Consider the following 24948-nt stretch of genomic DNA (forward strand, 5'->3'; position numbering starts at 1 on the left):
AAAAGCGTGTTACCGCTGCCGCGTCCGTGGCTGCTGACCAGCGCGATGCTGGTCGGGGCGGCGGTCGGCGTGATCGTTGGCATCGGCGCGATGCTGCTGGTCAGCGCCAGCATCCGGCCCGATATCGTGATCGGGCTCGTCATCGGCGTGCCCAGCGTGATCGGGGTGCTGACAATCCTGCTGTCGGGCCGACGCTGGGTCACCACGGTCGGCGCGTTCATCCTGGCCATCGCACCCGGCTGGTTCGGGGCGCTGGCGGCGATCCAGGTGGTGCACGGTGCGTGACACGCTGACGGGCGAACCGACCGAGCCCTACACGCCGATGTTCACCGGCGAACTGCCCGCCCAGCCGTCGGAGCCGTTGCCGGTGCCGCCCCCACCGCTCGTCGTACCCGGCAGCTACCAGTACCTCAAGCGCTGGACGTTCGTCGCGGTGGTGGCGTGCGTGTGGATCGCCGCGGCCGCAGCCGGGTGGGGCCTGTACTACTGGTGGTTTCACTCGATCGACAAGACGGCGCCAGTGTTTGTCGTGCTGATCTTCGTGGTGACCTGCACTGTCGCTGGCGTGCTGCTGGCGATGGTTCCGGATCGGCCGGCGGTCTCGGGGCTGGCGATCGCGGTGATGTCGGCGCCGTTGGCGGCGACCGCTGGCGCGGCGGTGCTACACGGCCTGAACTTCTGCGAATACGCCAGCCGATGCTTCGTCGGCCTGATCCCGTACTGACGACGGCGGCGTTGTAGAGTCGCATCCATCTGTTTACCTGTTCACTCGGACAGGCGTGGGAGGTGGGCGTCGTCGTGAATTGGGCCCCGTGGCGAGGGCTGGCCGTCGTTGTCACCGCCATCGTGATCACCGTCGCCGGTTGCTCCACGGCCCAGCCCGACGCGGAGTCCGACCAGATCGTGCTGGCCGAAGCGCAGCCGCTGGGCGACTACAACCCCGTTCTCGGCTACGGCGAAGCGGGCGTTTCCCCGATCTACGACGCGCTGTACCGCCCCGAGGCGCCCGATGACGAACAGGTGCCGGATCTGGTGCCCGCGTTGGCTTCCGCACCGCCCGAACTGGTGGAGCCGCGGCGCTGGCGGGTGCCGTTGCGCACCGATGTCACGTTCTCCGACGGCAGCGAGTTCGATTCGGCCGATGTGGTGGCCACCTACACCGCGATCAAGAACCCGGCGGTGGCATCGGAGATTTCCACACACGTCGCCCCGATCGCCGCGATCACCGCGGATGGGTCGCACGCCGTCAACGTCGAGGTCAACACCGACGCCGAGCCGACGCCGTACCTTCTTGTCGGCATCGCCCCATCGGAGGCGATCGAGAACCGGCCCGCCGCCGACTGGGCGCTGAACACCCAGCCCGTCGGCACCGGACCCTACCGTCTGGAGAGCCTGCGGCCCGATCAGGCCGTTCTGGTCGTCCGCGACGACTACTGGGGCCAGACACCGCAGGTGAAGCGCCTGGTCTACACCCACAACCCCGACGACAACGTCCGCGCCCAGCGCCTCGTGGCCGGTGAGGTCGACGGAGTCAACCTGCCGCCACGGCTCATCGACTCGATCAACGTCGAGAACGTCGCGACCGTGGCGGCCAAATCCGCGGACTGGCGCGCGGTCGCGCTGCCGGCGGGCAACGCGTTCACCTCCGATCCGCAGGCGAGGCTGGCGCTCAACATCGGCGTCGACCGCGACGCGATGATCCGTGACGTGCTGGCCGGCCACGGCCGCCCCTCGTACACCCCCGTCGCCGACGTGTACGGCGATGCGTACAACCCGGAGGCGACGTTCACCTTCGATCTGGAGCGCGCCAAGCAGATCCTGCAGGACGCCGCCTGGTCGCCCGGCGCCGATGGCATCCGCGAAAGGGACGGCGAGAGAGCGTCGTTCGCGCTGCTGTACAACGCGCAGGACTCGCTGCGCCAAGATCTCGCGGTGGCGTTCGCGGCTGCGGTCAGACCGCTCGGCGTCGACGTGCGGCCGCGCGGCACCAGCTGGGACGAGATCGACGACCGGTTCGGCGATTCCGCGGTCGTTCTCGGCGGCGGGTCGACCCCCTACAGCATCGACTCGCAGGTCTACGACACCCTGCACACGCGGGTGCCCGGCTCGTCGCCGTATTCGAACCCCGGCAACTTCACCGCGCCCGGACTCGACGAACTGCTCGAGCAGGCACGTGAATCGGCTTCGGGCCCAATTAAAGACACGCTCTACCGCGATGTCCAGGCCAGGTATGTGGCGGAGCCGTCCTACGTTTTCCTGACCTTCCTCGACCACACCTACGCGTATCGCGAACTCGGCTGGAACCAGTCCCCTCCGATCCTCGAGCCGCATTCGCACGGTGTGGCGTGGGGGCCATGGTGGGACATAGTTGCGTGGACACGTGACAGCAACAGTTGAGCGCGTCGTCGTCGAGGGGCCGGTCGAGTCCCGCGTCGACCGCCGCCGTCGACTGCGGGCTGCCGCCCGGTTGTTGGCGGTGCGCAGCGCGATCGCCGTGCCGGTGACTGCGGCGGTGTCGGTGGCGATGTTCTGGGTCGCCTCGCTGTCGCCGTTCGACCCGTTGGCGGCGTACCTGGGTAACAACTATCAATTCGCCACGCAGTCGCAGCGTGCGGCGTTCCGCGAGGCCTACCAGACCGATCTGCCGTGGTGGCAGGCGTGGTGGGACTGGGTCACCGGCCTGGCCCGCGGTGACCTCGGTTGGTCGTCGACCCAATCGCAGCCCGTCACAACGGTGTTGGCCGAGCGGGTGCCGTTCACGTTGGGGCTGTCGGGCGCCGCGTTGGTGGCTGCGGCCGTAATCGCGATCGTGCTGGGTTGCATCGCGGGTATGCGCCGCGGCGGCCTGATCGACAAGGCGTGCAACGTGTTCGCGGTGACGATGGCCGCGGTGCCGCCGTTCGTCGTCTCGCTGATGCTGGTGGCCGTTGCGGCCGTCGGCCTGCGCTGGTTTCCGACGTCGGGCGCCAGCGCGCCCGGTGCCGGCTACACCATGTCCGGCGTCCTCAATCACGCTGTGCTGCCGCTGATCGCGCTGACGGTATCGCAGATCCCGTGGCTGCTGTTGACCATGCGCACCGCCGTGGTTGACGCGTGCAGTTCCGACGCGGTGCGCGGCGCCCGCAGCCGCGGCGTCGACGGCTGGGCGCTGCTGCGCGGCCACATCGCGCCGGTGTCGGTGCTGCCGACGCTGGCCCTGCTGGGCACCCGGCTACCCGAACTGATCGCCGGTGCCGCGGTCGTCGAAACCGTGTTCGGCTGGCCGGGGATGGCTGCGGTGCTGGTGGACTCCGCTGCGGCGCTGGACTTTCCGCTGCTTGCCACGCTGACGGTGGGCGCCGCACTTGCGGTGCTGCTCGGCTCGGCGCTGTCGGATGCGGCGGCGGTGGCCGTCGACCCGAGAATCGAGATGACGGCATGACCATCGTGACCAGACCGCAGCGCCGGCTGCAGTGGCCGTGGCTGGTGCTGGCCGTCATCGCGGCGGCGGCCGTGGTGATCCCCGTTCTCGCGGGTAACCAGGTCGCCGACTTCTCCGCCGCGCTGCGCCCGCCGGGGCAGGCGCACCTGCTCGGCACCGATCACTCCGGATACGACCTTCTGATCAGATGCGCGCAGGCGCTACAGATCTCGTTGGTGGTCGCCGCGGTGTGCGCGGTCGCCGCCACCGCGCTCGGGGTGGTGATCGGTGTGGGTTCTGCGCTGATCGGCGGTTGGGTGGATTCGTTGGTGATGCGGATTGTCGACGGCTTCAACGCATTACCGCACCTGGTGCTCGGCATCGTCATCGCGGCGATGTGGCGGGGCGCGCCGTTGGCGATTATCGCCTCGATCGCGCTGACTCACTGGCCCGCGGTCGCGCGAGTGGTGCGCGCCGAACTGTTGTCGGTCTCGGAGTCCGGCTGGATCCAGGCCTCACGGTTGGCCGGGGCGTCGCGATGGTTCGTCGCGCGCCGCCACCTGCTGCCCGCGGTCAGCGGGCAGGCGCTGGTGGCGATGGTCATGTTGTTGCCGCACGCGGTCTGGCACGAGTCGACGCTGTCGTTCCTGGGTGTCGGGTTCTCCCCGGACCAGGCCAGTCTTGGCACCTTGCTGGGGCAGGCGCGCGGCGACGTGTTGCTCGGCGCCTGGTGGACACTGGCCGTTCCCGCGGTGGCGCTGATCGCTACGGCGCTGGCGTTCTCATCGGCGGGTTCGCTGATGCAACGCCGAACCCAACCGCCAGGAGGGCAGGTCTGGTGACCCCGCATTCCGTCGCGCAACTGTGCGGCCTGACCGTACACATCGCCACCCGCCACGGCAACACGTCACCGCAGGTACGCGTCCTGGACGCGGTGAACCTCAGCGTGCACGCCGGAAAGGTGACCGCGCTGATCGGCGAATCCGGATGCGGAAAGTCGTTGGCCGCGTTGGCCTTGTGCGGTCTGTTGCCGCCGGGGTCGAACGCGCGCGGTGACGTCGTGATCGACGGCGTCAGCCTCGCCGGCGCCGACGAGCGGCGCTGGTGTCAACTACGCGGCGCGCACATCGGTTTCATTCCGCAGTCCGCGGCGACGTCGTTCACCGCGGTGCGCACCGTCGGCTCACAACTCACCGAGGTCTGCCGACGCCTCGACGCGGACCGCAGCGTCGACGAGCTGCTCGCCGCGGTGCGCCTGCCCGCGGCGGTGGCGGACCGGTACCCGCACGAACTGTCGGGCGGCATGGCGCAGCGGGTGGCGATCGCCGCGGCCATCGCCGCGCGCCCGAAAGTCGTACTCGCCGACGAACCCACATCGGCGCTGGACCCCGACAACGCGGACATGGTGTGGCAGCTGCTCGGCGAGGCGGCCGCGGCAGGCGCCGGCGTGCTCGTCATCACCCACGAACTGCGGGGGCTGCTGAGCTCCGGGGTGTGCGACGACATCGCGCTGATGCGCAACGGCACTGTCGTGCAGCAGGATACGGCCGACGCCGTGACGGACAGCTCCGACGCCTACGTGCAGCGGTTCTTCGCGGGGGCGATCCGGTGACCACGCACGTCTTGGCGGCCCGGCACCTCACCGTGTGCTTCGACGCTCATCGGGTGCTCGACGACCTCGACCTCACCGTGCGCACCCGCGAGGTCGTCGGCGTTACGGGGCCGTCGGGCAGCGGGAAGACGACGCTGCTGCGGGTGCTCGCGGGTCTGCTGACGCCCGGTTCCGGTGAGGTCAGCTACGACGGCGCGCCGGTCGCGGCACCGGGGTCGATCGCCCTGGTGGCTCAGCATCCGCGCCTGGTGTGCAACCCGCGCTGGACGCTGCGTGCGCTGATCGCCGAGCCCGCGACCATCCGCCGCGAGCCGGTGGTGATCGACGAGGTGGCGCGCCGGGTCGGGCTGGCCGAACCGCTGCTGGACCGCTACCCCGGGCAGGTCAGCGACGGACAGTTGCAGCGCGCCTGCATCGCGCGAGTCCTGGTGCAGCGGCCAATGTTCGTGCTGTGCGACGAGCCGACCGCGATGCTCGACCCGATCGCTACTGCCGACGTGGTGGAGATGCTGCGTGAGATCAGCACGTATGCCGGCATCGCGCTGGTGAGCCACGACGAGTCACTGGTGGATACGTTGAGCCACAGCGTGTTCGCACTCTAGCGGCTGGCGGGCTCCCACGTGCGCATCGCCGCGTCGAGTCCCTGGTCGTCCAACGCGTCGACCGGTAACGCCGACTGGCTGCCGCCGCAACGCATCCCGTCGAGCAGGATCGCAGTGAACCGACGCCACAGACTGCTGTCGACGTGGCCCGCGAACTGGCTGACCGTGCCACCGATCAAGCTGATGATCGGCATGTCCGTGGCCGAGATTTCGGGGCGCAGGTGCCCGTCGTGCTGTGCTCGCGCAACCAATTCGGCGACCACCGGGCCGAGCCGGTCCTGTGCGGCGATCACGCGATCTCCGCCGTATGCCTTGCTGAACGCGATTTCGCGTAGGCCACGATCGGTCGCGGTCAACTCACACATCTGCTCGACGAACCACGCGAAGCCCTCCCAGGAGTCGTCGTACTTCAGCCCGGCCTGCGCCAGAGCCGTGAGTTGATCCAGCGCGTCGACGAAGATCGCCTCGAGAAGTTCGTCCTTGGTGGCGAACCGCCGGTACACCGTCCCCACCCCCACGCCGGCGTGGCGGGCGACGTCATTCAGGTTGGGCTCCAGGCCTTCCGACGCGAACAGGTCACGGGCCGCCTCGAGGACCCGCGCCCGGTTACGCTCGGCGTCCTTGCGCAGCGGGCGCCCCGTCGGCTCATGCGCGGTCACCGAACCGAGTGTAATGCAGCGCACAGATAAGCGGATTGACCTGATCCGCTTAATTCGTTAGCTTCTCTGACTAGCCCAGCCGGAAGGACGCCAACGACGATGAAGACGATCAGGCGTATCTGGCTGCCTACCATGATCGTTCTCGCCGTGGCTGTGGGTGTTCTGGTGGTGTCGCAGCTTCGGACGGTTTTCGGTTCCGAGCCTGTCCTGGTGACGCCGATCGGCGCGGATACCGCCGAGAAGTTCATTCCCAAGGTTGTGACCTATGAGGTGCTGGGTACGGGCAGCGCCGTCGTCAACTATCTCGATCTCGACGGCAAGCCGGTGCGCGCGGGGACCGTAAGCCTGCCCTGGACACTGACATTGGAGACCACGGCGCCCTCGGTGGCACCGAACATCATCGCCCAGACCGACGGTTCGTCCATCACGTGCCGGATCACCGTCGATGACGAGATCAAAGACGAGAACACCGCCACCGGTATGAACGCGCAGACCTTCTGTCTGGTGAAGTCGGCATGAGCGTTCCGGTTGACGACGCGCCGACGGCTCCGAACCCGCTCGCGCGCCCGAGACGGCCGTGGCTGCCGCGGTTGATCCGACTCTTCGCGCTGCCGATCATCCTGGCGTGGGTCGTCATCGTCGGCCTGCTCAACACCACGGTGCCGCAGTTGGAGGTGGTCGGCAAGCAGCGCGCGGTGTCGATGAGCCCGCAGGACGCGCCGTCGATGATCGCGATGAAGCGCATCGGCACCACGTTCGACGAGTACGACACCAGCAGCTCGGTGATGGTCGTGCTCGAAGGCGAGAACAAGCTCGGCGCAGAGGCGCTCGAGTTCTATGAGCAGATGGTGGCCGACCTGCGCGCCGACACCGAACACGTGCAGTACGTCCAAGACCTCTGGTCTGACTCGTTCACCGCGGCGGGCGCACAGAGCGTCGACGGCAAGGCCGCCTACACCCAGGTCTACATCGTTGGCGATCAGGGCGAGAGATTGGCCAACGAGTCGGTGGAGGCCGTCCGCGACATCGTCGACAGGCATCCCACACCGCCGGGTGTCGACGTGTACGTGACCGGTGCGGCGGCGACGACGACCGATCAGAATGCGGTGGGCGACAAGAGTATGCGCACCATCGAGCTGCTCACCTTCGGGGTCATCATCGTCATGCTGCTGGTGATCTACCGGTCCGTCGTCACGACGCTGGTGCTGCTCAGCATGCTGGGGATGGGTCTGCTGGGCAACCGCGGGCTGATCGCGTTTCTGGGCTACCACAACGTCTTTGGCCTCACAACCTTCGCCACCAACCTGGTCGTCACGCTGACCATCGCCACGGCGGTCGACTACGGCATCTTCCTGATGGGCCGGTATCAGGAGGCGCGCCGGTCCGGTGAGGACCGGGAGTCGGCGTACTACACCATGTTTCATGGGACCGCGCATGTGGTTGCGGCATCCGGGTTGACGATCGCGGGCGCCACCTTCTGCCTGAAGTTCACCCGGCTGCCCTACTTCGAGAGCATGGGCTACCCGATGGCCGTGGCGATGGTGTTCGGCATCACGGTGGCCCTGACGTTCGGTCCGGCGATGATCTCGGTGGTCAGCCGTTTCGGTAACTTGCTGGAACCCAAGGGCAACTCGTCCACCCGGGCGTGGCGGCGGGTCGGCACCTCGACCGTCCGCTGGCCGGGGGCGTTCCTGGTGGTCGCGTTGGCGGCCTGCATGGTGGGTCTGCTTGCGCTGCCCGGCTATCACACCACTTACAACGACCGCCTCTACCTGCCCGACGACATCTCGGCCAACATCGGTTACGCCGCCGCGACCCGGCACTTTTCCGAGGCCAGGATGAACCCGGATGTGCTGATGGTCGAGACCGACCGCGATCTGCGAAACGCGGCCGGGTTCTTGATGATCGACAAGATCGCGAAGGCGCTGGCAAGAGTCGACGGAGTCGCCCAGGTGCAGGCCATCACCCGGCCCGACGGCAAGCCGATCGAACACACGACGATCCCGTACATGATCGGCCAGCAGGGCGTCGGCCAGCTCATGGCCAACGACTACCAACAGGGCGTCATCGACAACATCTTGGCCCAGGCCGACGAGATGGCCCACACCATCGAGTCGATGGAGAAGATGAACGCGATCACCCAAGAGCTGTCGGTGGTGTCGCGCAGCATGGCCGACAAAATGGGCGACACGTCGGCGACCCTGCAGGATGTGCGCGATCACATGGCCGACTTCGACGACTTCTTCCGGCCGTTGCGCAACTACTTCTACTGGGAGCCACACTGTTTCAACATCCCGGTGTGCTGGTCGCTGCGTTCGATCTTCGACAGCCTGGACGGCATCGCGACCATGTCCGACGACTTCCAGGACATGGTTCCTGACATCAACCGGATGGCCGATCTGACGCTGGAGATGACCGCGGTGATGCCGGGCATGATCCAGTCGATGAAGAACCAGCGCCAGATGATGTTGAACCAGTATCAGGTGCAGCGGGCGCAGCAGGACCAGACCATCGAGCAGCAGGCAGACAGCTCTGCGATGGGGGAGGCGTTCGACGAAGCGCTCAACGACGACTCGTTCTACGTGCCGCCCGAAGCGTTCGACAACGCGGACTTTAAGCGCGGCATGGAGTTGATGATGTCGCCCGACGGTCATGCGGTCCGGTTCACGATCATCCACCAGGGCGACCCGTTGACCGAGGAGGGCATCTCCCGCATCGAGCCGCTCAAGAAGGCGGCGGCGGCCGCGATCAAGGGGACACCGCTGGAGGGCTCCCTGGTCTACGTCGGCGGTGCCGCGGCGATGTTCGACGACATGCAGGAAGGCGCCGACTACGACCTGCTGATCGCGGTGACGGCCGCGCTGTTGTTGATCCTCGTCATCATGATGATCATCACCCGGGCCCTGGTCGCCGCCCTGGTCATCGTCGGCACGGTGGCACTGAGCCTGGGCAGCGCGTTCGGGATGTCGGTGGTGCTGTGGCAACACGTCATCGGGATCCCGTTGCACTGGATGGTGCTACCGATGGCGATCATCGTCCTGGTGGCGGTCGGCGCGGATTACAACCTGCTACTGGTGTCGCGGATGAAAGAGGAGATCCACGCCGGTCTGCGCACCGGCACCATCCGCGCCATGGCCGGTAGCGGTCCCGTGGTCACGGCCGCCGGGCTGGTGTTCGCGTTCACCATGGCGACGATGGCGGTCAGCGATCTGATCGTCATCGGCCAGGTCGGAACCACGATCGCGTTGGGCCTGATCTTCGACACCTTCGTGATCCGCGGGTTGATGACACCGTCGGTGGCCACCCTGCTCGGCCGCTGGTTCTGGTGGCCGTTGGCGGTGCGCCCGCGGCCGCGCCCGGCGCCGTGGCCCAAGCCGATCCAGCGCGATCCCGCAGGACATGGCGGGCCGTTCGGCGATGCCCATTAGTGTGGGGGCGTGACCCACTATGACGTCGTCGTTCTCGGAGCCGGCCCCGGCGGATACGTCGCGGCCATTCGCGCCGCCCAACTCGGGCTGAACACCGCAGTCGTCGAACCCAAATACTGGGGCGGGGTATGCCTCAACGTCGGCTGCATCCCGTCGAAGTCGCTGCTGCGCAATGCGGAGCTGGCCCACATCATCACCAAGGAAGCCAAGCTGTTCGGCATCAGCGGTGAGCCCACCATGGACTACGGGGTGGCCTTCGACCGCAGCCGCAAGGTCGCCGACGGCCGCGTCACCGGGATCCACTTCCTGATGAAGAAGAACAAGATCACCGAGATCCACGGTTACGGGAAGTTCAAGGACGCCAACACCCTCGAGGTCGACCTGAACGAGGGCGAAAACGAGACGGTCACCTTCGACAACGCCATCATCGCCACCGGCGCCAGCACCCGGCTGGTGCCGGGCACGTCGCTGTCGGACAACGTCGTCACCTACGAAGAGCTGATCATGACGCGCGAGCTGCCGTCGTCGATCGTCATCGCAGGTGCCGGCGCGATCGGCATGGAGTTCGGCTACGTCCTGCGCAACTTCGGCGTGGACGTGACGGTCGTGGAGTTCCTGCCGCGCGCGCTGCCCAACGAGGACGCCGAGGTCTCCAAGGAGATCGAGAAGCAGTTCAAGAAGCTGGGCGTGAAGGTCCTCACCGGCACCAAAGTGGAGTCCATCCGGGATGACGGCTCGACGGTGACGGTGCAGGTCAGCAAGGACGGCAAGTCCGATGAGCTCAAGGCCGACAAAGTGCTGCAGGCCATCGGCTTTGCGCCCAACGTCGAGGGCTACGGGCTCGACGCCGCCGGGGTCAACCTCACCGAGCGCAAGGCGATCGGCATCGACGACTACATGCGCACCAACGTGCCGCACATCTACGCAATCGGTGACGTCACCGGGCTGCTGCAGCTGGCTCACGTCGCCGAGGCACAGGGTGTGGTGGCCGCCGAAACCATCGCCGGCGCAGAGACTTTGGCGCTCGGCGACTACCGGATGATGCCGAGGGCAACGTTCTGCCAGCCGCAGGTCGCCAGCTTCGGCCTCACCGAGGAGCAGGCCCGCGACGAGGGCTACGACGTCAAGGTCGCCAAGTTCCCGCTCACCGCCAACGCCAAGGCGCACGGCCTCGGTGATCCCAGCGGCTTCGCCAAGATCATCGCGGACGCCAAGTACGGTGAACTGCTCGGCGGGCACCTGGTCGGACACGACGTCTCCGAGCTGCTGCCCGAGCTGACCCTGGCCCAGAAGTGGGACCTGACCGTCAACGAGCTGGCCCGCAACGTGCACACGCACCCGACGCTGTCCGAGGCGCTGCAGGAGTGCTTCCACGGTCTCGCCGGCCACATGATCAACTTTTGAGAGCCATCTGGGTCGCCGGCATCGGCGGACTGGTGGTCGGCCACATGCTGTGGCTAGCCGGCATCTCCCTTGCCACCGCCTCCAGCACGGTCAGCACCTGGGTGCTGGTGGTGGCCGCGGCGTCGTTCGTTCTGGGCGCGGTTTGTGGCGTGCTGGGCTGGCGGGCGTATCAAGACAAGGCCGAGGTGCGGGCGGCATTCTTGTGCGCCCTGCCGGTCTCGCCGGTGCTGCTGTCGCTGGTGGTGCTTGGCGTCACCCACCTCTAGCCTCTAGTCCGGGCGATTTCGGCGCGCTTTTGGCCCCTGGCGGGGCGTCAGCGCGCCCAAATCACTAGTCGGGGAAGTCGAGCGGCACGTTGAGTGTGGTGATCGTGGCGGCCAGCCCGTCGTATTGGGCCGCCAGCAGGCAGAACTCGATCAGCTGCGGTTTGGTGAGGTGGCGAGCCAACGTCGACCAGGTTTGCGACGACACCCCGCGGGTGACGACGAACTCATCGGTGGCGGTGATGAGCGCGCGCTGACGGTCCGTCAGCCCGTCGGCGTCGGGGCCCTCGAAGATCTTGGCCTGTAACTCCGGGCTGAGGCCGCGGGTGCGGGCCAGCCGGCGGTGCTGCTGCAACTCGTACTCGCAATTGCGCAGGTGACCGACGCGCAGGATGACGGTTTCGGCGTCTTTCACCGGAAGCTTGCTCAACAGCCCGAGCAGCATTCCGCTGTAGGGCAGCCAGGCCAGAAACAGAAGCCGATGCTGGCCAAGGACATTGAACAGGCTGAACCTCGGCGCCCGGATCGCACGGGCGCCGAGCTTGGCGATGGCCCAGTTGAGCGGGCCGAGTTCCTTGAATCCGCCGGGCGCGATGCGCGCGGGTTCGATTGCGCTCATCGAAGCGAGTCTAGGGCTGTTTCACCAGATAGGGCGACACGGTGCTGCGGTGCTCGTCGAGGTCCAGTGCGCGGCCCAGCGCGGGGAAGGCGCGCTGTGGGCAGTTGTCCCGCTCGCAGACCCGGCATCCGGCACCGATCGGTGTCGCGTTGTCCCCGGACAGATCCAGCCCCTCCGAGTAGACCAGCCGGTGTGCGTGCCGCAGCTCGCAGCCCAGCCCGATCGCGAACGTCTTGCCGGGCTGGCCGTAGCGCCGAGCGCGGCGCTCGACGGTTCGCGCCACCCATAGGTAGTTACGCCCGTCGGGCATCTGCGCGATCTGCACCATGATCTTGCCCGGGTAGGCGAAGGTTTCGTAGACGTTCCACAGCGGGCAGGTGCCACCGCTGGATGAAAAGTGAAACCCGGTGGCGGACTGGCGCTTCGACATGTTCCCGGCTCGATCCACCCGGACGAACGACAACGGCACCCCGCGCATCGACGGCCGCTGCAGCGTCGAGAGCCGGTGCGCGATGGTCTCGTAGGAGACCGAGTAGTACGCCGACAACCGTTCCACGTCATAGCGGAAGTTCTCGGCCACCTCGTGGAAATGCCGGTACGGCAACACGGTTGCGGCCGCGAAGTAGTTGGCCAGGCCGAGCCGGGCCAGGATCGCGGACTCCTCGCTGGTGAACTTGCCGTCGGCGACCAGCTTGTCGATCAGGTGGCCGAACTCCAGGTAGGCCAATTCGGTGGCCATCTTGAACACCGTCTGACCGGACGACAGGTGGTTGCTGATCTGCAGGGCTCTGGTGGTCGGATCGAAGCGGTGCAGCACCGTGTCGCCGAGATCGCTTCGCCGCACGATGTGCACACCGTGCACCATGGTGAGTCTGTCGGAAAGTTGCCGGCCCAGCTCGGAGCGGTGCATTCCCATGCGGACGGTGAAATCCTCTGCAGCGGTGTCGAGTTCGTGTATGTAGTTCTGTCGCTCGTAGAAGTAGTCGCGGACTTCCTCGTGCGGCATGGTGATCGACCCTCGACCGCTGCCGTCGGAGTAGCGGTCCTCGGTTGCGGCGGCCAACTGGGTGGTGGTCAACCGGTAGCGCCGGTGCAGGTTCACCATCGCGCGGGCCAGGGCCGGATGCGCATTGACCATGTCGGCCACCTCCGTGAGGTCGACGTCGACGTCGACGTCGCGGTCGATGGTGACCTCGCGCAGTTCGGCGACCAACCGGGTGTCGTCCTCGGAGGCGAAGAACGTTGCATCCACTCCGAACACCTCGGTGATGCGCCGCAGCACCGCCACCGTCAGCGGCCGCACGTCGTGCTCGATCTGGTTGAGGTAGCTGGGCGAGATCTCGAGCATCTGCGCGAGCGCGGCCTGGCTGAACCCGCGTTCGCTACGAAGTTGACGGACCCGCGAACCGACGAACGTTTTCGCCACGTCACCACCTTAACCTCGGTGTGAAGTCCGTCTTCGCATTGTTGGCAACTTCGTCGCTATGGGAGGATTTAGCGGGGTCGGAATCAGGGGAGAACTCGAGCATGGCGGCTGACGCAGACAAGACCGGGTTGGCGAAGGTGATGATGCCGGTGCCCGACCCGCACCCCGACGTCTTCGACAGGCAGTGGCCGCTGCGGGTCGGCGACGTCGACCGGTACGGCCGGCTGCGCTTCGACGCCGCGACCCGCCATATCCAGGACATCGGCTCAGACCAACTGCGCGAGCTTGGCTACGAAGCCACGCATCCGCTCTGGATCGTCCGGCGCACGATGATCGACCTGATCAAACCCATCGAGTTCCAGGACATGCTGCGGCTGCGACGCTGGTGTTCGGGCACGTCGAACCGGTGGTGCGAGATGCGGGTACGCATAGATGGGAAGCGCGGGCGCGGATTAATGGAATCCGAGGCGTTCTGGATCAACATCAACCGGGAGACCCAGGGGCCTGCGCGCATCGCCGACGACTTCATCGAGGGCCTGCAGCGAACCACCGACGTCGACCGGTTGCGCTGGAAGGCCTACCTGAAGGCGGGCAGTCGCGAGGACGCCACGCAGATCCGCGAGTATCCGGTGCGCGTGGCCGACATCGACATCTTCGACCACATGAACAACTCGGTGTACTGGACGGTCATCGAGGACCATCTGTTCTCCACGCCCGAACTGCAGGGCAAGCCGATCCGGGTGACGATCGAACACGACGCCGCCGTCGCGCTCGGCGACAAGCTGGAGATCATCTCGCATGTGCACCCGGCCGGATCGACCGATCAATTCGGCCCGAACCTGACCGATCGCACTGTTACAACGCTCACATACGCGGTCGGCGACGAGACCAAAGCCGTCGCCGCCATCTTCGAACTCTGAGCCCGCGCGTTCAAACAGTACGTCCGTACTGACCTGCGGAAATCGGTTACCGATCGGTAACTACTGAACCGGTTCAGTGCCCCATGTGATTTGCAAACTTCGCAAATTATCGCGCGGCGTTAACGGAACTTGACAATGGAATCGACTGGACCTGCGGTTATGACGTAGGGCATGCTCGAATCATTGCGGCCGTAAGGTCGCTCGATAGTTAACAACTCTCACACATATGGAGGGGACCATGTCAACGGTCGGTAAGCCGAGGACTCCGGAAGAGATCCAGAAGGATTGGGACACCAACCCGCGGTGGAAGAACGTCACCCGGGAGTACTCCGCCGCCGACGTCGTAGCGCTGCAGGGCTCCGTCGTGGAGGAGCACACCCTGGCCCGCCGCGGCGCCGAGGTGCTGTGGAACCAGCTGCACGATATGGAGTTCGTCAACGCCCTTGGCGCCCTGACCGGCAACATGGCCGTGCAGCAGGTGCGTGCCGGCCTGAAGGCCATCTACCTGTCGGGCTGGCAGGTCGCCGGGGATGCGAACCTGTCGGGTCACACCTACCCGGACCAGAGCCTGTACCCGGCCAACTCGGTGCCGCAGGTGGTGCGCCGCATCAACAACGCGCTGCTGCGCGCCGACGAGATCGCCAAGGTCGAGGGCGATACGTCCGTCGAGAACTGGTTGGCTCCGATCGTCGCCGACGGCGAGGCGGGCTTCGGTGGTGCGCTCAACGTCTACGAACTGCAGAAGGCGATGATCGCCGCCGGTGTCGCCGGTTCGCACTGGGAGGACCAGCTGGCCTCGGAGAAGAAGTGCGGCCACCTGGGTGGCAAGGTGCTCATCCCGACCCAGCAGCACATCCGCACGCTGACCTCGGCGCGGCTGGCAGCCGACGTCGCCGACGTGCCCACGGTCGTCATCGCGCGCACCGACGCCGAGGCCGCCACGCTGATCACCTCCGACGTCGACGAGCGTGACCGCCCGTTCATCTCCGGGGAGCGCACTTCGGAGGGCTTCTACCGGGTCAAGAACGGTCTGGAGCCGTGCATCGCGCGGGCCAAGGCCTACGCGCCGTACGCCGACCTGATCTGGATGGAGACCGGCACTCCGGATCTGGACCTGGCCCGTAAGTTCGCCGAGGGCGTCAAGTCCGAGTTCCCCGACCAGATGCTGGCCTACAACTGCTCACCGTCGTTCAACTGGCGCAAGCACCTCGACGACGCGACGATCGCCCGGTTCCAAAAAGAGCTTGGCGCAATGGGATTCAAATTCCAGTTCATCACGCTGGCCGGCTTCCACGCGCTGAACTACTCGATGTTCGATCTGGCCTACGGCTACGCCCGCAACCAGATGAGCGCCTACGTCGAGCTGCAGGAGCGCGAGTTCGCCGCCGAGGAGCGCGGTTACACCGCGACCAAGCACCAGCGTGAGGTCGGCGCCGGTTACTTCGACCGGATCGCCACCACGGTGGACCCGAACAGCTCGACCACCGCGTTGCGGGGCTCCACCGAAGAGGGCCAGTTCCACTGATCTAGTACCGCCGAGCGCACGGTTGTTGCACGCAAACGTCGAGTAGACGCGTCAACAACCGTGCGCTCGGCGCGCTAGGAGTCCAAGAGCCGGCGCTTTTCGGCCTCGATGTCGAAATCGGCGGGCGGCCAGGACAAGTCGAGTCCTTCCAGCGCCGCGATCATCAGCTCGGTGACGGCCAGCCGGCTGTACCACCGCCGGTCGCAGGGCAGCACGTGCCACGGCGCGTAGTCGGTCGATGTGCGGTCCAGCATCACCTGGTAGGCCTCCTGATACGCCGGCCATTTGAGGCGTTCGTCGATGTCGCCGGGGTTGTACTTCCAGTACTTGGTCGGATCCTCGAGCCGTTCGAGCAGTTGCTCCTTCTGCTCGTCGAGCGAGATGAACATCGCGACCTTGACCAGAGTCGTTCCGGCGTCTACGAGTTCACGTTCGAACGCGTTGATTTCGTCGTAGCGCTTCTCCCACACCTCCGGCGGCACCAGGTTGTGCACGCGGACGATCAGCACGTCCTCGTAGTGAGACCGGTCGAACACCCCGATGTGCCCCGGCGGCGGCAACGCCCGCCGAATCCGCCACAGGTAGTGGTGAGCGAGCTCCTCCTTGGTCGGCTTGCCGAAGGCGGTGTAGCGCACACCCATCGGGTTGACCGCTCCCACAACGTGTTTGACGATGCCACCCTTGCCCGCGGCGTCCATACCCTGCAGCACCAGCAGCACCGAACGCTGGTCGTCGTTGGCCTTCCAGTTGGCGTAGAGCAGTGCCTGGAGGTCGGCCAGCCGCTCGCTGAGCGACGCCTGCACCGGCGCGGCATCCGACTTGGACCCGACAAAGCCCGGGGTGGCGTTGGTGTCGACGTCGGCGACCGTGACACCGGGGCGGAACCGCACAAGTGCCGGGATTTCGCTCATATGTCGTGCGGCTGCGACGGCGGCGTGGGCAGCACGGGGGACGGGTGCGGCTGCTCGCGGAACCGCTGCAACGACCCGCCGACCTCGACGATGCCGCACAGCGCGTTCCAGGACAGCATCGTCAGGTAGTCGATCAGCTCGTCGGCACTCATCCGCCGGTCGCTCATCCACGAGTGCGTGGCCAACTGCACACCGCCGACGGTGTGATAGGCCCACGGCTCGACGCCGCCGACGTCCATCCCGAACGCCAGCATCCGGCGACGCAACATCACCGCCAGCATCCGCGCGATGATCTGTTCGGACGCCGCGACCGCCTTGCTCTTGCTCGCGGAGTTGTTCGCCATGACGAACTGGTAGGGCTCGGGCTCGGCGGCCACCGTCTCGACGTAGACCCGGATGATTTCCCGGGTCAACTCGTAGCCGTCGAGGTCCGACGACAACGCCGCCGCCATGTTCGGGATCAGCGTGGTCTGCGCGAACCGCATCATCACCGCGGTGGTCAGATCGTTCTTATCGACGAAGTAGCGGTACAGCACCGTCTTGGAGACACCGATCTCGGCCGCGATCTCATCCATGCTGACATTGCTTCCGCGGCGCCGGATAGCCTCCAGGGTGCCGTCGACCAGCTCGTTTCTGCGCTCCACCTTGTGTCGATGCCAACGCCGCTTACGCCCGTCGGTCTTGACCGCAAGGGCTTCGCTCTGCTGTGTCACTTTCTCCTGGATCCGTTCCCTAGTTGCCCTCGATAGTACGGCTGATCTTGGTCCCGGGCGCTGCGATGGGTCGCCGTGGCTGTCATAGCGGATGATGGTGGGGTGGCACACAGACCCGCGCCAGGGCTCGCGGCTGGCCGACGCGCCGTAACCCGGGATCGCCCCAGTTTCGCCGAGTCGCTCGCGGGTGTCGACAGCGTCGCCGACGCCGAGCGGCGCCGCAGCCTGCGTCGGATGAAGGTCGTCGCGCTGTCGTTCCTCATCGGCGCCACGGTGATCTTTCTGGTCTGCACCTGGGCGCAGTCACGCGGCGCACCCGGCTGGGTCGGCTACGTCCGCGCCGGCGCGGAGGCCGGCATGATCGGCGCGTTGGCAGACTGGTTCGCGGTCACCGCGCTGTTCAAGCACCCACTGGGCATCCCGATCCCGCACACGGCGATCGTCAAGCGCAAGAAGGACCAGCTCGGCGAGGGCCTCGGCAACTTCGTTCGGGAGAACTTCATGTCGCCGGACGTCGTGGCGACCAAACTGCGCGACGCCGAGATCGCCGGCCGGCTGGGCAAGTGGATGTGTGAACCGGCCAACGCCGAGCGCGTCGCCGCCGAAACCTCCAGGGTGCTGAGGGTTTTGGTAGAAATGCTGCGCGACGACGACGTCCAGCAGGTGCTCGACCGGATGATCGTCAAACGCATCGCCGAACCGCAGTGGGGTCCGCCGATTGGTCGGGTGCTGGCCACGCTGCTCGCCGAGCACCGTCAGGAAGCGCTGCTGCAGCTGCTCGCCGACCGGGCCTTCCAGTGGTCGCTGAACGCCGGCGAGATCATCGAGCGCGTCGTCGAACGCGATTCGCCGACCTGGTCGCCGCGGTGGATCGACCATCTCGTCGGCGACCGCATCCACCGCGAGTTGATGGACTTCACCGACAAGGTGCGCCGCGACCCCGACCACGAGTTGCGCCGCTCGGCCACCCGGTTCTTGTTCGAGTTCGCCGACGACCTGCAGCACGACGTGACGACGATTCAGCGCGCCGAGAACGTCAAGGAACAGCTCATGGCGCGCGACGAGGTCGCCAGGGCCGCCGAGACCGCCTGGGCCGCGGCCAAGCGGATCATCCTCGAGTCGGTCGACGACCCGTCCTCGGCGCTGCGCGAACGCATCGCGGAGTCGGTGGTGCACATCGGGGACAGCCTGCGCGACGACGCCGAACTGCGTGACAAGGTCGACGGCTGGATCATCCGCGCCGCGTCGCACCTGGTCGGCGAGTACGGGGTGGAGATCACCGCGATCATCACCGAGACGGTCGAGCGCTGGGACGCTGACGAGGCCAGTAAACGCATCGAATTACACGTCGGTCGCGACCTGCAATTCATCCGGATCAACGGCACCGTGGTGGGTGCAATGGCGGGCCTGGTGATCTATTCCGTAGCCCAGCTATTCTTCTGACCTGCGCTAACTGCTGCTTGCAAAAGTTAGCACTCCGTCGTACGGTAGTGGTGTCGCAATTCGGATACCCAACGCACGAGGGGGCCTCGCATGACGCAGGATGACAACCTTGCCGTCGTCGTGTCCAGCGCTGCCCAGAGCGCTGCTCAGGACATCGGTAGCTTCATCCGCGCCCAACGTGAGGCTGCACAGGTGTCCGTGCGTCAGTTGGCCGAGAAGGCCGGTGTCAGCAATCCCTACCTCAGCCAGATCGAGCGGGGATTGCGGAAACCCTCTGCCGACGTGCTCAACCAGATCGCCAAGGCGCTGCGCGTGTCCGCGGAAGTGCTCTATGTGCGAGCCGGGATTCTCGAGCTGAGCGAGACCAGCGACGTCCGCGACGCCATCATCACCGACTCGGCGATCACCGAGCGGCAAAAGCAGGTGCTGCTCGACATCTACACGTCGTTTTGCCAGCAGAACGAAGCCGAAGCTACCCAGGCAGACGAGGAGCCGACTGATTGAGACATTCCGACTGACCATCCCACACCCCCATTGACAAGCCACTTTTCGAAAGGAACACCGACGATGGCCAAAAACACCCCGGCCAAGAACCAACCGACCGCCGATGACCTCATGGCTCCGCTGCTCGCTGCGGTGGGCGCCGCCGACCTGGCGCTGGAGCGCGTCAACGAGATCGTCGCAACCCTGCGCGAGCGCGCCGACGACGCCCGCACCGATGCCCGCAGCGCCGCCGAGGAGCGCCGTGCGCGCATCAACAAGCTGCAGGAAGAGCTGCCGTCGCAGTTCGGTGAGCTGCGCGAGCGGCTGAGCAGCGACGAACTGCGCAAGTTCGCCGAGACCTACGCCGAGGCCGCCCAGAGCACCTACAACAAGCTCGTCGAGCGTGGCGAGGTCGCACTGGAGCGGTTGCGCAGCCAGTCCGGCTTCTCCGACGCCGCAGACCGCGTCGAGGGCTACACCGACCAGGCCGTCGAGCTGACCCAGGGCGCGCTGGGCAACGTGGCCGCGCAGACCCGCGCCGTCGGTGAGCGTGCCGCCAAGCTGGTCGGCGTCGAGCTACCGAAGAAGGCCGAACAGGGCGCCGCGAAGGGCCAGGAGAAGACGCAGGCGGCGGCCAAGAAGACCCCCGCCAAGAAGGCTCCGGCCAAGAAGGCCGAGAAGCAGGGGCCGGCCAAGAAGGCACCGGCCAAGAAGGCTCCGGCCAAGAAGGTCACCCAGAAGTAGTTCGCGAGAAATTCGCCCAGAGGGCGTAACCCGCATAGGCTTGGGCTCGTGCAGCTCGAAGGCCTAGTGGGTTACGTCCTCTTCTTTTTGCAGATCGCCGTGTTGGTGACGGTGGTGTACGCGTTCGTGCACGCGGCCATGCAGCGTCCCGACGCCTACACGGCCGTCGACAAGCTGACCAAGCCGGTGTGGCTGGTAATCCTCGGCGTCGGGGGTCTGCTGTCGCTGGTGCTCGGCATCTTGGGCACGGCCATCGCCGCCGTGGCCGCCGGCGTCTACCTGGTGGACGTGCGGCCCAAGATCCTGGAAGTCCAGGGGAAGTCCCGGTAGTGCGTCCACTGTTGACGCTGGCCGTCGCGGTGGCCGGTGTGCTGGGCTGCGTCGGGTTGGCGCCGACGGTGTCGGCCGACCCCGCAGTGCCCGTTGCGCCCTATGTCGACGACGCCGAGTGGGCGAAGTGGGGGGATCTGTCGAGCCTGCGGGTCTATCCCACCGACTCCGGCCGCGAGGCCACCGGCCTGACCAGCCCCGTCGGCCCTGACGCGGCGTGGTCTGAGGTGCTGGCGCTGTCGCCCGACGCCGATCTTCCCGGCATGCGGGCGCAGTTCGAATGTCATTGGTACTACGCCGAAATCATCGAGCCGGGCAAGGCGAGTTGGAACCTGGAACCGTGGCGACCCGAGGTCAGCTTCGACGACATGATCGTCGCCGGCTGCAATCCGGGCGGCACCGAAGAGCCATTCTGACGGTGGGCAACTACAGTCGCGCGGACGTCGCCGCGCTGGTCGACCACACGCTGCTCAAACCCGAAGCCACCGAAGCCGACGTCGTGCGGTTGGCCGATGAGGGCGCACAGTTGGGGGTGTACGCGCTGTGCGTGTCCCCGTCGATGGTCGCGGTGGCGGCGCGGACGCGATCGAGTGCCCAGAAGATCTGCGCGGTGGTGGGGTTCCCGTCCGGGAAACACGTCTCGGCCGTCAAGGCCGAAGAGGCGCGCCTGGCGGTGGCCGCAGGCGCCGACGAGATCGACATGGTGATCGACGTCGGCGCCGCGGTGTCCGGTGATCTCGCGGCCGTGCGCGCCGACGTCGCAGCGGTGCGCGCGGCGGTCGGCGAATCGGTCCTTCTGAAGGTGATCGTCGAGTCCGCAGCGTTGCTGGAGCTCGGCGGAAAGGGTGTGCTCAGCGATACTTGCGTGGCGGCCGCCGAGGCCGGTGCGGAGTTCGTCAAGACCTCCACCGGTTTCCACCCGGCGGGCGGTGCGTCGGTGATTGCCGTGGCGGCCATGGCCGCGGCGGTGGGGCCGAAGGTCAAGGTGAAGGCCAGCGGAGGGATCCGTACGGCCGCTGATGCCACCGCGATGCTCGATGCGGGCGCGGAGCGACTGGGCTTGTCCGGTACGCGCGCGCTACTCGACGACATCAAGTACGATCAATGAAGCTTATTTACGCTAGCAACAATTTGCTGCCTAAGGATGGGACCAGCGCATGACCGAACTGAATCGTCGGCCCAGGCAGCTTGCTGCTGTCCTCGGCATGGGTGCCCTCATCGCCATGGGAGCGTTGACAGCAGGTTGCGCCAGCGAGGAGGAAAGCGCGCCCGAGACGACGACTCCGACGACGACCTCCGCCCCGGCGGAGACTGTTGCGCCGACCGAGAAGGCTCCTCGCATCGACCCGAGCAACCCGAATCCGTTTACCCCCACCGTCCATGCTCCGCCGCCTGAAGGCCCCACACCTGGCCGCCATCACGGTCCTCGGGGGCAGTAGCCGCCGGGTTTCGGCCCTCCTCCTCGCCGCGCTGCTGATCGCGGCGTCTGCCGCGTGTGCTACGCCCCCGTCGGCGGTGATCACCGGCCCCTATGCGGCATTGCTGGCCAGTTCGACCGATCTGGGTCCGTCACGTTCGGCCGACGTCCAGCTCACCGTCACGCTCGATGGCACGCGCCGACCCGACGCGTTGATGGACTGGGCGCAGGCCCGCGGCCTGTGGGTGCGGTGGCGCCTCGGTGACGGCTGGGCGATCGTCGAGGGCGCCGCCGAGAACGTCGCGCGTGCGTTCGACGTGCCCGTGCGCGACTACCGCGGCCCGAAGGGGCAGGTGTTCTACGCATCGGCGATGCAGCCGCCGGTGCCGCCGTCGCTGCGCGGACCGGTCACCGAAGTCGGCCGCATCATGAGCTACACACCGCATTACCCGAAGACGCCCGACTTCGTTCCGCTCGACGTGCCCATGGGCGGGTTGACGCCGCGGGGTCTGCTCGAGGCGTACAACGCGACGCCGTTGGCCGACGCGGGCTTCACCGGTGCGGGCGCGACGCTCGTGTTCTTCGCGTTCGACGGCGCCGATCAGGACGACCTCGACCTGTTCGCGGACACGTCGGGGCTGCCGCGGTTCACCCCGATCTGGGTCGGCGGGCAACCTGAAGAGTCGCATGGTGAGACGGCGATGGATTTGCAAGTGGCACACGCGATCGCGCCCGATGCGCAGCTTGTCGTGGTCAACGCCCGCCCGACCATAGTGGGCGACGGCGCCTACGAGAAGATCGGTCAGCTGTTCGAATCGGTCGATCAGCAGTTCCCCGGCGCGGTCTGGAGCCTGTCGATCGGGTGGGGCTGCGAGAAGCTCGTCACCGCAGCGGATCTCGCCCCGGTGCAGGCGGCGTTGACGGCCGCCCAGGAACGCGGGACGTCGGCCTTCGACGCCAGCGGCGACAACGGTGGGCTGGAATGTAAGGGCGGCGACGAGTGGTCGTCGCCGCCGGGCGCCGACGACGTCGGGCTGGACTCCGTCTCGTCGCTGCCCACCATGACCGCGGTCGGCGGAACCACCCTGTCGACCGGGCCGCGCGGGCAGTGGCGCGGCGAGCACGCCTGGGTGGATTCACCGCTGTCGCACGGCAGTAGCGGTGGGGTATCGCAGTTGTTCGAGCGCCCGCAGTGGCAGCAGCGGTTGTCGGTGGAGCGCGACACCGCGTTCAAGCGGCTCTCACCCGACGTCGCCGCCGTCGCGGATCCGTTCACCGGGGTGCGGTTCATCTACGGCGGGCAGGAGGTGCTCGGCGGCGGCACATCGCAAGCGGCACCGATCTGGGCCGCGTTGACCGTGCTGATGAACCAGTACGTGGTGGCCAACGGCGGCCACCAGCTCGGCAACCTCAACCCGCAGCTGTACCGGGTTGCCGCCGGATCCAACCTGCCGGGCTTTCGCGATGTGCGCCGCGGCGGCAACGCCGTCGACCTGACGCAACCCGGCTACGACCTTGTCACCGGCCTCGGCAGCCCCAACATCTACAACCTGGCGCGCAACCTCCTCGACCTGCAGAGGGGGACGGCCCCGCGGTGAGTGAGCGTCGCCGTCTGTTGAGCGCCGCGTTGGCGATCCTGGTGGTGACCGCGATCGTGTTGGCGCTGTTGCGGTTACCGGCCCCGTTGATCATGGTCAGCGTGGTTGGGGTGCCGCTCGTGTTGGCGCTGTATCTGTACGAGGCGGACGTCCACCGCGATCTGCCGGCGCGCTGGCTGGCGGTGACGACGGTGTTGGCGGTGGTCATCGGTGCCGGCTGGGCGTGGCTGATCGGTGTGGTCTCCGCGGATGCGTATGACATCGCGGTGTTCGGACCGCAGACCGACGAGCAGGCCTACCTGGTCGGCGTCGCAATACCCACCGTCGGCGCTGTTTTCATGCTTGTGCCGGTCGCGGCGGCTCGGCTGATCCGCCAACCCGACAGGAAGCCACTGGACGGCTTCGCGCTCGGCGCGTCGAGCGCGGTCGTGTTCAGCGCAGCGGCCGCCATGATCCGGTTGGCGCCGCAGTTGACGATGGGTATCACCGCACAGGACCGGCCGGTGAGCGCCCTGCTGGCGCAGGCCGGGATCGTGGGCGCGGCGATCCCGGTGACCGCCGCGGCGATCGGTGGCTTGGTCGGCGCCGCGCTGTGGTCGGGTCGACGGCGGCTGATCGCCGTCAGTGTGGTTGTGGCGCTGGGGCTTTACGCGGCTACGGGCCTTCTCGAGGTTTCGCCGCTGTTGCACGGCCAGCATTTCGCCCTGCACGCGGTGATCGCGGTGCTCGCCCTGCTGGCGCTGCGGATCGGGCTGCGGGACATGCTGCAGCACCAACCTGACGCCGCGGATCCTGACCGGCGGGTGCGCCACCTGAACCCCGCCAGGGTGCTCACGGTGCTGGGTGCGGGCGTCGGCGTCGCGGCCGCAGGCGGGGTGGCCGCCGCGGCGTTGCTGACCCCGCCGCCTGCGCCGTTCGCCTGCCCACCGGACTGCGGCATTCCGCCGTTCGGCGAGGAAGTCGAGTCCAACCCGCGCTTCGTATCCGGCGACGGCGCGTTCACCGTCCAATACCCCGGCCCCGGAACGGCTTACGAGGCGACGCTGAACCCCGACGGCGTGCAGCTGGAGTTCGTGGCCGGCGACACCGGCACGATGCACCTGTTCGGGATGCCCGCACACGAGCAGTCGGCCAAACAGATCGCCGAGGACCTGATCAGCGAGCACTTTCCCGACGCGGTAACCGATTACGAGATCCCCAACGCCATGGTGGGCTACGAACCCGGCTACGGCGTCGTCGTCGACGACTACGGACCCTTCAACCGGACACGGGCGATCGTGATGGTCGCCGTCAAGTACGACTACGCGTTGGTGGCCGCCGCGATCGGCCCCTACCGCGAGTTCACCCCCGACGATGGCCCAGGGCATCCGTCAGCGGCCAACCTCCAGCTGGCCATGGATATGGGCAAGTATGTCAACAGCTTCCGGTGGCGCGACCTGTCCGGCTGAACC

At 67.0% G+C, this 24948-nt stretch carries 26 protein-coding genes; 21 read left to right on the plus strand and 5 right to left on the minus strand.

Going from position 1 to position 24948, the window contains the following annotated elements; all coding sequences use genetic code 11:
* Nucleotides 1-6: 6 nt before the first annotated feature.
* The 7 genes from ABQE44_RS13625 (at nucleotide 7) to ABQE44_RS13655 (ending at nucleotide 5614) form a co-directional block, all read left to right on the plus strand.
* Nucleotides 7-285, plus strand: a complete 279-nt coding sequence (locus ABQE44_RS13625) for a putative holin (RefSeq protein WP_448392323.1) — start codon at nucleotides 7-9, stop codon at nucleotides 283-285.
* Complete coding sequence (locus ABQE44_RS13630; RefSeq protein ID WP_448392322.1) at nucleotides 278-724, plus strand: hypothetical protein; 447 nt, start codon at nucleotides 278-280, stop codon at nucleotides 722-724. The genes ABQE44_RS13625 and ABQE44_RS13630 overlap by 8 nt, the downstream gene beginning before the upstream one ends.
* A gap of 74 nt (nucleotides 725-798) precedes the next feature.
* Entirely contained in the window at nucleotides 799-2397 is a 1599-nt protein-coding gene (locus tag ABQE44_RS13635; protein ID WP_448430298.1) for an ABC transporter substrate-binding protein, read from the plus strand.
* Nucleotides 2381-3421 (plus strand): ABC transporter permease, encoded by a 1041-nt coding sequence (locus tag ABQE44_RS13640; RefSeq protein WP_448430300.1) that lies wholly within the window; start codon nucleotides 2381-2383, stop codon nucleotides 3419-3421. The genes ABQE44_RS13635 and ABQE44_RS13640 overlap by 17 nt, the downstream gene beginning before the upstream one ends.
* Nucleotides 3418-4242, plus strand: coding sequence for an ABC transporter permease (locus ABQE44_RS13645; protein WP_448430302.1), 825 nt, complete (start codon nucleotides 3418-3420; stop codon nucleotides 4240-4242). The genes ABQE44_RS13640 and ABQE44_RS13645 overlap by 4 nt, the downstream gene beginning before the upstream one ends.
* Entirely contained in the window at nucleotides 4236-5012 is a 777-nt protein-coding gene (locus ABQE44_RS13650) for an ATP-binding cassette domain-containing protein (RefSeq protein WP_448430523.1), read from the plus strand. Before ABQE44_RS13645 ends, ABQE44_RS13650 begins: the two co-directional genes overlap by 7 nt.
* On the plus strand, nucleotides 5009-5614 hold the full coding sequence (locus ABQE44_RS13655; protein ID WP_448430304.1) for an ABC transporter ATP-binding protein: 606 nt from the start codon (nucleotides 5009-5011) through the stop codon (nucleotides 5612-5614). Before ABQE44_RS13650 ends, ABQE44_RS13655 begins: the two co-directional genes overlap by 4 nt.
* Here ABQE44_RS13655 and ABQE44_RS13660 read toward each other — a convergent pair.
* The gene (locus tag ABQE44_RS13660; protein ID WP_448430306.1) at nucleotides 5611-6273 is read right to left on the minus strand and encodes a TetR/AcrR family transcriptional regulator; all 663 of its coding nucleotides are present in this window, start codon (nucleotides 6271-6273) and stop codon (nucleotides 5611-5613) included. The two genes, ABQE44_RS13655 and ABQE44_RS13660, sit on opposite strands and share 4 nt — an antisense overlap.
* Before the next feature lie 132 nt (nucleotides 6274-6405).
* Here ABQE44_RS13660 and ABQE44_RS13665 point away from each other — a divergent pair, with 132 nt between their 5' ends.
* From ABQE44_RS13665 to ABQE44_RS13680, 4 genes are read left to right on the plus strand one after another with little or no spacing between them, the layout of a single operon-like run.
* Entirely contained in the window at nucleotides 6406-6792 is a 387-nt protein-coding gene (locus tag ABQE44_RS13665) for an MmpS family transport accessory protein (protein WP_427072687.1), read from the plus strand.
* On the plus strand, nucleotides 6789-9701 hold the full coding sequence (locus ABQE44_RS13670) for an MMPL/RND family transporter (RefSeq protein WP_448430308.1): 2913 nt from the start codon (nucleotides 6789-6791) through the stop codon (nucleotides 9699-9701). The genes ABQE44_RS13665 and ABQE44_RS13670 overlap by 4 nt, the downstream gene beginning before the upstream one ends.
* Nucleotides 9702-9710: 9 nt before the next feature.
* Complete coding sequence (gene lpdA, locus ABQE44_RS13675; protein ID WP_448430310.1) at nucleotides 9711-11105, plus strand: dihydrolipoyl dehydrogenase; 1395 nt, start codon at nucleotides 9711-9713, stop codon at nucleotides 11103-11105.
* A complete protein-coding gene (locus ABQE44_RS13680; protein WP_448392314.1) occupies nucleotides 11102-11371 on the plus strand; it encodes a hypothetical protein in 270 nt (89 codons plus the stop codon). Before lpdA ends, ABQE44_RS13680 begins: the two co-directional genes overlap by 4 nt.
* A gap of 64 nt (nucleotides 11372-11435) precedes the next feature.
* On the opposite strand, the gene ABQE44_RS13685 is transcribed toward ABQE44_RS13680, so the two are convergent.
* A complete protein-coding gene (locus ABQE44_RS13685; protein WP_448430312.1) occupies nucleotides 11436-11987 on the minus strand; it encodes a carboxymuconolactone decarboxylase family protein in 552 nt (183 codons plus the stop codon).
* Between the two features lie 10 nt (nucleotides 11988-11997).
* Nucleotides 11998-13413, minus strand: a complete 1416-nt coding sequence (ramB, locus tag ABQE44_RS13690; RefSeq protein ID WP_448392312.1) for an acetate metabolism transcriptional regulator RamB — start codon at nucleotides 13411-13413, stop codon at nucleotides 11998-12000.
* Nucleotides 13414-13514: 101 nt separating this feature from the next.
* Between ramB and ABQE44_RS13695 the strand changes: the two genes are divergently transcribed.
* Nucleotides 13515-14333 (plus strand): acyl-ACP thioesterase domain-containing protein, encoded by an 819-nt coding sequence (locus ABQE44_RS13695; RefSeq protein WP_448392311.1) that lies wholly within the window; start codon nucleotides 13515-13517, stop codon nucleotides 14331-14333.
* Between the two features lie 238 nt (nucleotides 14334-14571).
* A complete protein-coding gene (aceA, locus tag ABQE44_RS13700; protein ID WP_448392310.1) occupies nucleotides 14572-15858 on the plus strand; it encodes an isocitrate lyase in 1287 nt (428 codons plus the stop codon).
* 74 nt (nucleotides 15859-15932) lie between these two features.
* Here aceA and ABQE44_RS13705 read toward each other — a convergent pair whose 3' ends face one another.
* On the minus strand, nucleotides 15933-16769 hold the full coding sequence (locus ABQE44_RS13705) for a polyphosphate kinase 2 family protein (RefSeq protein WP_448430314.1): 837 nt from the start codon (nucleotides 16767-16769) through the stop codon (nucleotides 15933-15935).
* A complete protein-coding gene (locus ABQE44_RS13710) occupies nucleotides 16766-17482 on the minus strand; it encodes a TetR/AcrR family transcriptional regulator (RefSeq protein WP_448392308.1) in 717 nt (238 codons plus the stop codon). The genes ABQE44_RS13705 and ABQE44_RS13710 overlap by 4 nt, the downstream gene beginning before the upstream one ends.
* A 102-nt stretch (nucleotides 17483-17584) precedes the next feature.
* Here ABQE44_RS13710 and ABQE44_RS13715 point away from each other — a divergent pair, with 102 nt between their 5' ends.
* The 8 genes from ABQE44_RS13715 (at nucleotide 17585) to ABQE44_RS13750 (ending at nucleotide 24945) form a co-directional block, all read left to right on the plus strand.
* Nucleotides 17585-18925 carry a DUF445 domain-containing protein gene (locus ABQE44_RS13715; protein WP_448392307.1) on the plus strand — a complete coding sequence of 447 codons (1341 nt, stop codon included), beginning with the start codon at nucleotides 17585-17587 and terminating at the stop codon, nucleotides 18923-18925.
* Nucleotides 18926-19015: 90 nt separating this feature from the next.
* Nucleotides 19016-19429 carry a helix-turn-helix domain-containing protein gene (locus tag ABQE44_RS13720; RefSeq protein WP_448392306.1) on the plus strand — a complete coding sequence of 138 codons (414 nt, stop codon included), beginning with the start codon at nucleotides 19016-19018 and terminating at the stop codon, nucleotides 19427-19429.
* A gap of 63 nt (nucleotides 19430-19492) precedes the next feature.
* Nucleotides 19493-20152 (plus strand): heparin-binding hemagglutinin, encoded by a 660-nt coding sequence (locus ABQE44_RS13725; protein ID WP_448392305.1) that lies wholly within the window; start codon nucleotides 19493-19495, stop codon nucleotides 20150-20152.
* 48 nt (nucleotides 20153-20200) lie between these two features.
* On the plus strand, nucleotides 20201-20482 hold the full coding sequence (locus ABQE44_RS13730; protein WP_448392304.1) for a DUF2516 family protein: 282 nt from the start codon (nucleotides 20201-20203) through the stop codon (nucleotides 20480-20482).
* Nucleotides 20482-20898 carry a DUF2599 domain-containing protein gene (locus tag ABQE44_RS13735; RefSeq protein ID WP_448430316.1) on the plus strand — a complete coding sequence of 139 codons (417 nt, stop codon included), beginning with the start codon at nucleotides 20482-20484 and terminating at the stop codon, nucleotides 20896-20898. Before ABQE44_RS13730 ends, ABQE44_RS13735 begins: the two co-directional genes overlap by 1 nt.
* A gap of 2 nt (nucleotides 20899-20900) precedes the next feature.
* The gene (deoC, locus tag ABQE44_RS13740; protein WP_448430318.1) at nucleotides 20901-21590 is read left to right on the plus strand and encodes a deoxyribose-phosphate aldolase; all 690 of its coding nucleotides are present in this window, start codon (nucleotides 20901-20903) and stop codon (nucleotides 21588-21590) included.
* A 272-nt stretch (nucleotides 21591-21862) separates the two neighbouring features.
* The gene (locus ABQE44_RS13745; RefSeq protein ID WP_448430320.1) at nucleotides 21863-23497 is read left to right on the plus strand and encodes a S53 family peptidase; all 1635 of its coding nucleotides are present in this window, start codon (nucleotides 21863-21865) and stop codon (nucleotides 23495-23497) included.
* On the plus strand, nucleotides 23494-24945 hold the full coding sequence (locus ABQE44_RS13750; RefSeq protein WP_448392300.1) for a zinc ribbon domain-containing protein: 1452 nt from the start codon (nucleotides 23494-23496) through the stop codon (nucleotides 24943-24945). The genes ABQE44_RS13745 and ABQE44_RS13750 overlap by 4 nt, the downstream gene beginning before the upstream one ends.
* Nucleotides 24946-24948 lie beyond the last annotated feature (3 nt).

Source organism: Mycolicibacterium sp. XJ2546 (genome assembly GCF_053483195.1).